The 9,413-nt window shown below is 73.6% G+C and carries 9 protein-coding genes; 3 read left to right on the top strand and 6 right to left on the bottom strand.

Going from position 1 to position 9,413, the window contains the following annotated elements; translation table 11 throughout:
* Positions 1–70: 70 nt before the first annotated feature.
* The gene (glgA, locus tag ACFFJG_RS20320) at positions 71–1,255 is read right to left on the bottom strand and encodes a glycogen synthase (protein WP_378520618.1); all 1,185 of its coding nucleotides are present in this window, start codon (positions 1,253–1,255) and stop codon (positions 71–73) included.
* Between the two features lie 73 nt (positions 1,256–1,328).
* On the opposite strand from glgA, the gene glgC reads away from it, so the two are divergent.
* Positions 1,329–2,582, top strand: a complete 1,254-nt coding sequence (glgC, locus tag ACFFJG_RS20315) for a glucose-1-phosphate adenylyltransferase (RefSeq protein WP_378520617.1) — start codon at positions 1,329–1,331, stop codon at positions 2,580–2,582.
* Between the two features lie 2 nt (positions 2,583–2,584).
* Here the strand turns inward: glgC and ACFFJG_RS20310 are convergent, their stop codons facing one another.
* From ACFFJG_RS20310 to ACFFJG_RS20300, 3 genes are read right to left on the bottom strand one after another with little or no spacing between them, the layout of a single operon-like run.
* The gene (locus ACFFJG_RS20310) at positions 2,585–3,826 is read right to left on the bottom strand and encodes an RNA polymerase sigma factor (RefSeq protein WP_378520616.1); all 1,242 of its coding nucleotides are present in this window, start codon (positions 3,824–3,826) and stop codon (positions 2,585–2,587) included.
* A gap of 2 nt (positions 3,827–3,828) precedes the next feature.
* Entirely contained in the window at positions 3,829–4,182 is a 354-nt protein-coding gene (locus tag ACFFJG_RS20305) for a YciI family protein (RefSeq protein WP_378520615.1), read from the bottom strand.
* Positions 4,179–4,541: a YciI family protein gene (locus tag ACFFJG_RS20300; RefSeq protein ID WP_378520614.1), complete on the bottom strand. Its 363-nt coding sequence runs from the start codon at positions 4,539–4,541 to the stop codon at positions 4,179–4,181. Before ACFFJG_RS20300 ends, ACFFJG_RS20305 begins: the two co-directional genes overlap by 4 nt.
* A 126-nt stretch (positions 4,542–4,667) precedes the next feature.
* On the opposite strand from ACFFJG_RS20300, the gene pgm reads away from it, so the two are divergent.
* Positions 4,668–6,311: a phosphoglucomutase (alpha-D-glucose-1,6-bisphosphate-dependent) gene (gene pgm, locus ACFFJG_RS20295; RefSeq protein WP_378520613.1), complete on the top strand. Its 1,644-nt coding sequence runs from the start codon at positions 4,668–4,670 to the stop codon at positions 6,309–6,311.
* A gap of 18 nt (positions 6,312–6,329) precedes the next feature.
* Here the strand turns inward: pgm and ACFFJG_RS20290 are convergent, their stop codons facing one another.
* Both ACFFJG_RS20290 and ACFFJG_RS20285 read right to left on the bottom strand, forming a co-directional pair.
* Entirely contained in the window at positions 6,330–6,641 is a 312-nt protein-coding gene (locus ACFFJG_RS20290) for a hypothetical protein (RefSeq protein WP_378520612.1), read from the bottom strand.
* A gap of 70 nt (positions 6,642–6,711) precedes the next feature.
* Positions 6,712–8,382, bottom strand: coding sequence for an acyl-CoA dehydrogenase family protein (locus ACFFJG_RS20285; protein WP_378520611.1), 1,671 nt, complete (start codon positions 8,380–8,382; stop codon positions 6,712–6,714).
* Between the two features lie 41 nt (positions 8,383–8,423).
* Here ACFFJG_RS20285 and ACFFJG_RS20280 point away from each other — a divergent pair, with 41 nt between their 5' ends.
* Positions 8,424–9,389 carry a YihY/virulence factor BrkB family protein gene (locus ACFFJG_RS20280; RefSeq protein ID WP_378520610.1) on the top strand — a complete coding sequence of 322 codons (966 nt, stop codon included), beginning with the start codon at positions 8,424–8,426 and terminating at the stop codon, positions 9,387–9,389.
* The last annotated feature ends 24 nt before the right edge of the window (positions 9,390–9,413 follow it).

Here is a 9,413-nt window from a genome sequence, read left to right as displayed (position 1 = left end):
CCTGGTGGCGGCATACGTCGTCTCCCGCCCCCCAGACGTGCAGAGGCAGGAGGCGTCTACGGCGGGCGGGTCAGAGGGTGCGGTAGATGTCGAGCGTGCGCTGGGCGATGGCGCCCCAGCTGAACGACTCTTCAGCGCGGCGGCGGCCGGCGAGCCCGAAGGCGCGGGCGCGGTCGGGGTCGGAGACCGCGTCGACGAGGGCGGCGCCGAGGTCGGTGACGTAGCGGTCCGGGTCGAGGGGGGTGCCGGTGCCGTCGGTGGCCTGCTCGATCGGGACCAGCCAGCCGGTCTCCCCGTCGACGACGACCTCGGGGATGCCGCCGGTGGCGGTGGCGACGACCGCCGTCTCGCAGGCCATCGCCTCGAGGTTGACGATGCCGAGGGGCTCGTAGATCGACGGGCAGGCGAAGACGGTGGCGGCGCTCAGCAGCGCGACGACGTCGGCGCGGGGCAGCATCTCGGCGATCCAGACGACGCCCGAGCGGGTGGCGGCGAGGTCGTCGACGAGCCCGCGCACCTCCGCCTCGATCTCCGGGGTGTCGGGCGCGCCCGCGCAGAGCACCAGCTGCACGTCGGGCGGCAGCTGGGCGGCCGCGCGCAGGAACAGCGGGAGGCCCTTCTGCCGGGTGATGCGACCGACGAAGACCACGCTCGGGCGGTCGGGGTCGACGCCGAGCTCGCGCACCCGGTCGGGGTCGGGCGCGGGCGCCCACTCGGTGGTGTCGATGCCGTTGTGCACGACGTGGACGCGGGCGGGGTCGACGGCGGGATAGCTGCGGAGCACGTCGTCGCGCATCGCGGCGCTGACGGCGATGATGCCGGCGGCCCCCTCGTACGCGGTGCGCTCGGCCCAGCTGGACAGCCGGTAGCCGCCGCCGAGCTGCTCGGCCTTCCACGGACGCATCGGCTCGAGCGAGTGGGCGCTGACGACGTGGGGCACGCCGTGCATCAGCGAGGCGAGGTGGCCGGCCATGTTGGCGTACCAGGTGTGGGAGTGCACGACGTCGGCGCCGGCGCAGTCGTCGACCATCGCCAGGTCGACCCCGAGGGTGCGGAGCGCGCCGTTGGCGTGGGCGAGCGTCTCGGGCTCGGGGTAGGCCGTCGTGCCGGGCTCGGAGCGCGGCGCGCCGAAGCAGCGCACCCGGGCGTCGACGTCGGGCACGACCCGCAGCGCTCGGACGAGCTCGGCGACGTGCACGCCGGCGCCTCCGTAGACCTCCGGCGGGTACTCCTTGCTGAGGACGTCGATGCGCATGGGCCGAACCTAGTCCGTCACGCGAGCGCGTGGGTGGTCGACCGGGCACCCGTGGGACGGCTAGTTTCGTCGCATGGCCGCCACCCCCCGTCGCAAGAAGGTCCTCGCCATCGTCCTCGCCGGAGGTGAGGGCAAGCGGCTGATGCCCCTCACCGCCGACCGGGCCAAGCCGGCCGTGCCGTTCGGCGGGATCTACCGCCTCATCGACTTCGCGCTGTCCAACGTCGTCAACTCCGGCTACCTCAAGGTCGTCGTGCTGACGCAGTACAAGTCCCACAGCCTCGACCGCCACGTCACCACCACCTGGCGCATGTCGCAGCTGCTCGGCAACTACGTCACCCCGGTGCCGGCCCAGCAGCGCGTCGGCAAGCGGTGGTACCTCGGCAGCGCCGACGCGATCTTCCAGTCGCTCAACCTGCTCACCGACGAGCAGCCCGACATCGTGGTGGTCGTGGGCGCCGACCACGTCTACCGGATGGACTTCGCGCAGATGGTCGCCGACCACGTGGAGTCCGGCGCCGGCTGCACGGTGGCCGCGATCCGCCAGCCGATCGGGCTGGCCGACCAGTTCGGCGTGATCGACGTCGACCCCGCGAGCCCGCAGCGGATCCGCGCGTTCCTCGAGAAGCCCACCGACCCGGTCGGCCTGCCGGACTCCCCGCAGGAGGTCCTGGCCAGCATGGGCAACTACGTCTTCGACGCCGACGCCCTGCGCGACGCGGTCACCCGCGACGCGGCCCGCGAGCAGTCCAAGCACGACATGGGCGGCGACATCGTGCCGTGGTTCGTGGACAAGTCGGAGTCGGCGGTCTACGACTACAAGGACAACGACGTCCCCGGTGCGACCGACCGCGACCGTGGCTACTGGCGCGACGTCGGGACCATGCGCTCCTACTACGACGCCCACCTCGACCTGGTCTCGCCGCTGCCGGTCTTCAACCTCTACAACACCGCCTGGCCGATCTACACCAGCTACGGCCCGCACCCGCCGGCCAAGCTGGTCGAGGGCGCCAGCGGTGCCGGTGTGTCGACCTTCAACTCCATCCTGTCTCCCGGTGTCGTCGTCAGCGGCGGCGCCGTCAACCAGTCGGTGCTCTCGCCGGCGGTGTGGGTCAAGGACGGCGCCGAGGTCTCCGACTCCGTGCTGATGGACGGCGTGTGGGTCGGCGAGGGCGCCGTCGTGCGCAACGCGATCATCGACAAGGGCGTCGTCATCCCGCCGGGCGTGCAGATCGGCGTCGACCAGGAGGCCGACCGCGCCCGCGGGTTCGTCGTCGAGGACGGCCTCACGGTCCTGGCCAAGCAGCAGCCCGTCCCGGAGGCCTGAGCTCAGCGCGGCAGGGTGTCGCGCTGCTGCTCCAAGAAGGCCCGCTCGACGTCGTTGCGACACGCCGCCACGGCCTGGTCGTACGCCGCCCGCGCCGCGGCCGTGTCGCCGGCGCGGCGCAGCAGCTCGGCGCGCACCGCGGCGGGCCGGTGGCTGTCGGGGATCTCGAGCCCCTCGAGCGCGGCGAGCCCGGCCGCGGTGCCGCGGTCCTCGGCCACGGCGACCGCCCGCGCCAACCGCGCCGAAGGCGACGGCGCGACCTGGAGCAGCAGGTCGTACCACCCGACGACGCGGTCCCACCGGGTGTCGTCGGCCGAGGCGGCCGTCGCGTGCTCGGCGGCGATGCGCGCCTGCAGGGCGTACGACGCCGCGAGCGGCGTGACGGGCCCGGTCAGCGCCGGGTGGGCGAGCAGCCGCATCGCCTCGGCCACCTCGTCGTGGTGCCACCGGGTGCGGTCCTGGTCGGCCAGCAGCACCAGCCGGCCATCGTGGACGCGCGCGTCGCGCCGCGAGTGCTGCAGCAGCTCGAGCGCCAGCAGGGCCAGCAGCGCGGGCTCGTCGGGCCGCAGCCCGAGCACCACCCGCACCAGGCGGACGGCCTGGCCGGCGAGGTCGGCGCGCAGCAGGTCGGGCCCGGTGCCGGGGGAGTAGCCGGCGGTGAAGGCGAGGTAGGCCGTCTGCGCGACGGTGTCGAGGCGGTCGGGCAGCACCGAGGCGTCGGGAACCGCGAACGGGATGCCGGCACCCACGATGCGCTTCTTGGCGCGGGTGATCCGCGCCGCCATCGTCGCCTCCGGCACCAGGAACAACCGCGCCACGTCGGCGGTCGGCACGCCCAGCACGAGCCGCAGGCTCAGCGCGCTCGCGGACTCCGCGGCGAGCGCCGGGTGCGCGCACATCAGCACCAGGCGCAGCACGTCGTCCTCCACCAGCGCCCCACCGTCGGCCATGGTGCGCGCTCCCTCCTCGCGGTGCTCGGCCTCGGTGAGCAGCAGCGGCTGCTTGCGGCGCGAGACCTCCTCCGTGCGCAGCCGGTCGAGCACGCGCCGCCGGGCCGCGGTCATCAGCCAGCCGGCCGGGTTGGCGGGCGTCCCGTCCACGGGCCAGTGCCGCTGCGCGGCCTCAACCGCGTCGCCCAGCGCGTCCTCGACCAGGTCGAGGCGGCGGAACTGCGCGAGGAGCAGGGCGACCAGGCGGCCCCACTCCTCGCGCACGACCTGCTCGAGCGCGGCGTCGGCGTGCACGATCAGTAGGGGTCCACAGCGGGCGAGAGCTGCATGTCGTAGGGCGGCAGCAGCCGCAGCAGCTCGAGCAGCACGTCGAGGTCGGGGGTCTCCACCAGGTAGAAGCCGCCCATCTGCTCGATCACCTCGGCGTAGGGACCCTCGGTGAGCGTCGTCGTGCCCCCGCGGGTGCGGACGGTGGTGGCGTGCGCAGGGCCGGCGAGCGCCTCGCCGGCGAGGATCTCCACGCCCTCGCGCTCGGCGACCGCGGCGTGGAACGCCTCGAAGCGCTGCATCACCGCGGCCTGCTCGTCGGGGTCGTGCTCCGACCACGGCTTGAGCTCGCCGTCGCCGATCAGCAGCACCAGGTACTTCACGACGGCCTCGCGTCGGGGACGACGGTGGGGACGACCTGCACGGCGTCACCGAGCGCGGCGATGATCCGGCAGCACTCGAGGAGGTCGTCGAGGTCGTCGGTCTCGATGTGGAAGTAGCCGCCCACCTGCTCCGTGGACTCCGCGTAGGGGCCGTCGGTCACGGCGGCGCCACCCGGCTGCACGGTGCGGACCGTGGAGCTGGGCTGGAGCTCGGCCCCGCCCACGATGCGGTGGCCGCGCTCGGTGACCTGCTGGGCGAAGCGGCCGTACTCGGCGTACCCGTCCTTGCGCTCCTGCTCGGTCATGGTCGTCCACCACCGGTCGGCGTCGCCGACGATCAGCACGACGTACTCGGACATGGTGATCTCCTTCGTGTCGCGGACCGCGGGTGCGGCCTCACCACTCTGACGGACGAGCGGGTCCGCCATCGACAACCCACCCGGAGGATTCTCGACGCAGGTGGTCGAACCGGACAGGATGGGGCCATGGCCACCCACGCACGAGCCGGACAGCCCGCACGCCCCGAGGACCTGGTGGACGTCTCCCACCTCGTGACGGCCTACTTCGACCACGAGCCCGACCCCGACGAGGTGTCGCAGCAGGTCGCCTTCGGCACCAGCGGCCACCGCGGCACCTCGCTCACCACCTCCTTCAACGAGGTCCACATCGCCGCCACCACGCAGGCGATCTGCGACTACCGGCGCGAGCAGGGCTACGACGGCCCGCTGTTCATCGGCCGCGACACCCACGCGCTGTCCGAGCCGGCCTGGGCCACCGCGCTCGAGGTGCTGGTCGCCAACGACGTCACCGTCCTGGTCGACGACCGCGACGGCTTCACCCCCACCCCCGCGGTCAGCCACGCGATCATCCGCGCCAACCAGGGGCGTACGACGGGGAGCGGGCTCGCCGACGGCATCGTGGTCACCCCGTCCCACAACCCGCCGACCGACGGCGGCTTCAAGTACAACCCGCCCCACGGCGGGCCGGCTGACTCCGACGCGACGAGCGTCATCGCGGCGCGTGCCAACGAGCTGATCCGCGGCAACATCGCCGGCGTGAAGCGGGTCGCGTTCGCGAAGGCCCGCGCCACCGTCGGCACCTACGACTTCCTCGGCACCTACGTCGACGACCTCCCGAGCGTCCTGGACCTCGACGTGGTGCGCGACGCGGGCGTGCGGATCGGTGCCGACCCGCTCGGGGGCGCCAGCGTGGCCTACTGGGGCGAGATCGCCGAGCGGCACCGCCTCGACCTGTCGGTGGTGAACCCGCTCGTCGACCCGACCTGGCGGTTCATGACGCTCGACTGGGACGGCAAGATCCGCATGGACTGCTCCTCGCCCCACGCGATGGCCTCGCTGGTGAGCCGCAAGGACGAGTACGCCATCGCCACCGGCAACGACGCCGACGCCGACCGCCACGGCATCGTCACGCCCGACGCCGGCCTGATGAACCCCAACCACTTCCTCGCCGTGGCGATCCAGCACCTCTTCGGCGGCGCCCGGCCGGGCTGGCCGGACTCCGCGCGGATCGGCAAGACGCTGGTCTCGAGCTCGATGATCGACCGCGTCGCGGAGGCGCTGGGCAAGCCCCTGGTGGAGGTGCCGGTGGGCTTCAAGTGGTTCGTGCCCGGCCTGATCGACGGCTCCTTCGGCTTCGGCGGCGAGGAGTCGGCGGGCGCGTCGTTCCTGCGCCGCGACGGCTCGACGTGGACGACCGACAAGGACGGGCTGCTGCTGGCGCTGCTGGCCAGCGAGATCCTCGGCGCGACCGGCCGCACGCCCAGCGAGCACTACGCCGACCTCGTCGCCCAGCACGGCGACCCCGCCTACGCCCGCATCGACGCCCCGGCCTCCCGCGAGGAGAAGGCCAAGCTGGCCGCCCTGTCGTCCGACGACGTCCGCGCGACGACCCTGGCGGGGGAGGAGATCACCGGCACGCTCACCGAGGCGCCGGGCAACGGGGCGAAGATCGGCGGGCTCAAGGTGACGACGAAGTCGGCCTGGTTCGCCGCCCGACCGAGCGGCACCGAGGACGTCTACAAGATCTACGCCGAGTCGTTCCGCGGTCCCGAGCACCTGGCACAGGTGCAGGACGAGGCGCGCGAGGTCGTCGCGGCCGCCCTGGGCTGAGGCGACGGGCGGGGGGCCTCAGCCCCCGACGGGGCCGGCCTCGATGGGCTGGCGCTCCGCGCCCCAGTGCGCACGGGCACCGCCGTCCTGCTCGGCAGGCTCGGGCTCGCCGTCGATCGCGGCGCGCGAGAAGCTCACCGCGACGATGGAGTCCAGTCGCACCAGCACCTGGTGGCCGTTGCCGTCGTCGAGGATCACCCCGAGGCCGTCGGCGCCGACGATGACGCCGTCGAGCCAGGTGCCCGACACCAGCACCCGCACCGGTGCGGCGGCGTCCTGGGCATGGCGCAGCAGGGTGCCGACGGTGAAGAGCGTGCTCGACTGGGACAAGGTGGACCCCCTCAGATCCCGACCACCCTAGGCGGCGGCCGCCGCGGGCGTGGCGTTTCGCGCAGACGGGTCAGACGACAGGAGTCGCGCGGTCGACGACCGCCCGCAGCCCGCCGCTGGTGAGCATGCCGAACGTGCCGCCGTAGGACGCCCCGAACCGGCTGCCGCAGAACGCGTCCGCGACCTCGGCCGGCGCGAAGCGCACCAGCAGCGACCCTTGCAGGCAGGCCGCCATCTGGCCGGCGAGGCGTCGCGCGCCCACCTCGAGGCCGCCGGAGTCGCCGAGCAGCGACAGCGTGTCGTCGACCGCGCGGTCGAGCCGGGCGTCGGCCCCGCGGGCCGCACCGACCTCGGTGATCCACGCCTGCAGCACCTCGGGCTCGCGCCCCAGCGCGCGCAGGACGTCGAGGGCGTTGACGTTGCCCGAGCCCTCCCAGATCGAGTTCAGCGGCGACTCGCGGAACATCAGCGGCAGCCCGGACTCCTCGACGTAGCCGTTGCCGCCCAGGCACTCCAGCGCCTCGGCGACCATGGCGGGGGTGCGCTTGCACACCCAGAACTTCGCCAGCGGCAGCGCGATCCGGCGCAGCGCGACCTCGTGCGCGTCCTCGGGTCGGTCGACCGCGGCGGCCAGGCGCATGGCCAGGGCGGTCGCGGCCTCGGACTCGACCGCGAGGTCGGCGACGACGTTCTGCATGAGCGGCTTGTCGACCAGCAGGCCGCCGAAGGCCGCGCGGTGCGACACGTGCCACGACGCCTCGGCGAGCGCGTGGCGCATGAGCGCGGCCGAGCCCAGGACGCAGTCGAGGCGGGTGGCGGCGACCATCTCGATGATGGTGCGCACCCCGCGGCCCTCGTCGCCGAGGCGCTGGGCGAGGGTGCCGTCGAGCTCGAGCTCGCTCGAGGCGTTCGAGCGGTTGCCGAGCTTGTCCTTGAGCCGCACCACGTCGATGCGGTTGCGGGTGCCGTCGGGCAGCACGCGCGGCACCACGAAGCAGGTCACCCCGCCGGCGGCCTGCGCGAGGACGAGGAAGACGTCGTTCATGGGGGCGGAGGTGAACCACTTGTGCCCCCGCAGGGCGTACCAGCCGTCGCCGTCGACCGGCACGGCCTCGGTCTGGTTGGCCCGCACGTCGGAGCCGCCCTGCTTCTCGGTCATGCCCATGCCGGCCAGCGCCCCCGACTTCCGGGTCGGCACCCGCACCCCGGGGTCGTAGGAGCGCGCCGCGAGCAGCGGCGCCCACTCCTTCGCGATCGCCGGGTCGGCGCGCAGTGCGGGGACGGCGGCGTAGGTCATCGAGATCGGGCAGCCGTGCCCCGGCTCGGTCTGCGACCAGGCGTAGAACCCCCCGGCGCGGCGCAGGTGCGCGTGCGGGTCGCCGGCCTCCTGCTGCTCCCACGGCGCGGCCTGCAGCCCGTGGGAGACCGCGCGCTCCATCAGCCAGTGCCACGAGGGGTGGAACGCGACCTCGTCGACCCGGTTGCCCCAGCGGTCGTAGGGCACGAGCTCGGGGTGGTGGCGGTTGGCCAGCACGCCGTGCTCGCGCGCCTCCGCGCTCCCGGCCTCGCGCCCGAGCCCGGCCAGCTCCCCGACGAGGTCGGGGGAGCCGTGGCGGGCGAGGGCCTCGGTGAGCGCGGCGTCGCACCCCACCACGTCGTGGCCCACCAGCGGCGGGGCCTGGTTGGTGGCGCGGCGGTCGGGCCGCGGGCCGGACGGAGGCCGGTCGTACGTCTCGGGCATGGGGCCACCGTAGGCGGCCCGCGGGTGGATACCGTGACGCCATGGTCGAGGCGCGCGAGGACATCCCTGCCCCGCGCCGCGCCGAGGTGGTCCTGCGTCGCTGGCGCGAGCACCTGTGGCGCATCGTCGTCACCACGGTCGGCGCGTGCCTGCGCCACCGGGTGACCGGCCTGGCCGCGGAGGCGGCCTTCTTCGCGGTGCTGTCGGTCCCGCCGCTGGTCTTCGCGCTCGCGGGCGCGGTCGGCTTCGTCAGCGAGCGGTTCACCGACACCCAGGTGGAGGACGTCCGCAACGCGGTGCTGGAGATCTCGCGGCAGGGGCTGACCGAGAGAGCCGTCAACAGCATCATCCGCCCGACCATCGACACCGTCCTCGACGGCGGGCGCTACGACGTGATCTCGATCGGCTTCGTCCTCGCGCTCTGGTCGGGGTCGCGGGCGCTCAACGTCTTCGTCGACACCATCACGATCATGCACGGCCTCGGCGGTCACCGGGGGATCGTCGCCACCCGCGCCCTGTCCTTCGTCCTCTACGTCCTGGCGATGGTCACCGGTGCGGTCAGCCTCCCGCTGGTCGTGGCGGGCCCGAGCCTGGTCGACCGGCTGGTGCCACCCCGCCTCGACTTCGTCAACGCGCTCTACTGGCCCGTCGTGCTGGTGGTCTGCATCTGCTTCCTCGCCACGCTCTACCACGTGTCGGTCCCGGTCCGGACGAGCTGGAGCTTCAACCTGCCCGGTGCGGCGTTCGCCCTGTTCTGCTGGATCGCGGGCTCGTACGTCCTGCGCTGGGTGCTGACCGTCACCGCGGCCGAGTCCCGCAGCATCTACGGCCCGCTCGCCGCCCCGATCGCGGTGCTGCTCTGGCTCTACCTCCTGGCCCTCGCCGTGCTCGTCGGAGCAGCGGTCAACGCGGCCTTCGACACCGTGTTCCCCCAGAAGAACACCCAGCGCGCGCGACGCGAGATGGTGCAGCGGCTGCGCGCGCGCATGGGCGTGGGAGACTCCTGACCGTGCACGAGGCCAGCCACCACC

This window comes from Nocardioides zeicaulis, from assembly GCF_042432345.1.
GTDB classification, from domain to species: domain Bacteria; phylum Actinomycetota; class Actinomycetes; order Propionibacteriales; family Nocardioidaceae; genus Nocardioides; species Nocardioides zeicaulis.
Note: the sequence above shows the minus strand (reverse complement) of the source record. Positions and strands in the feature narration are given on the sequence as shown.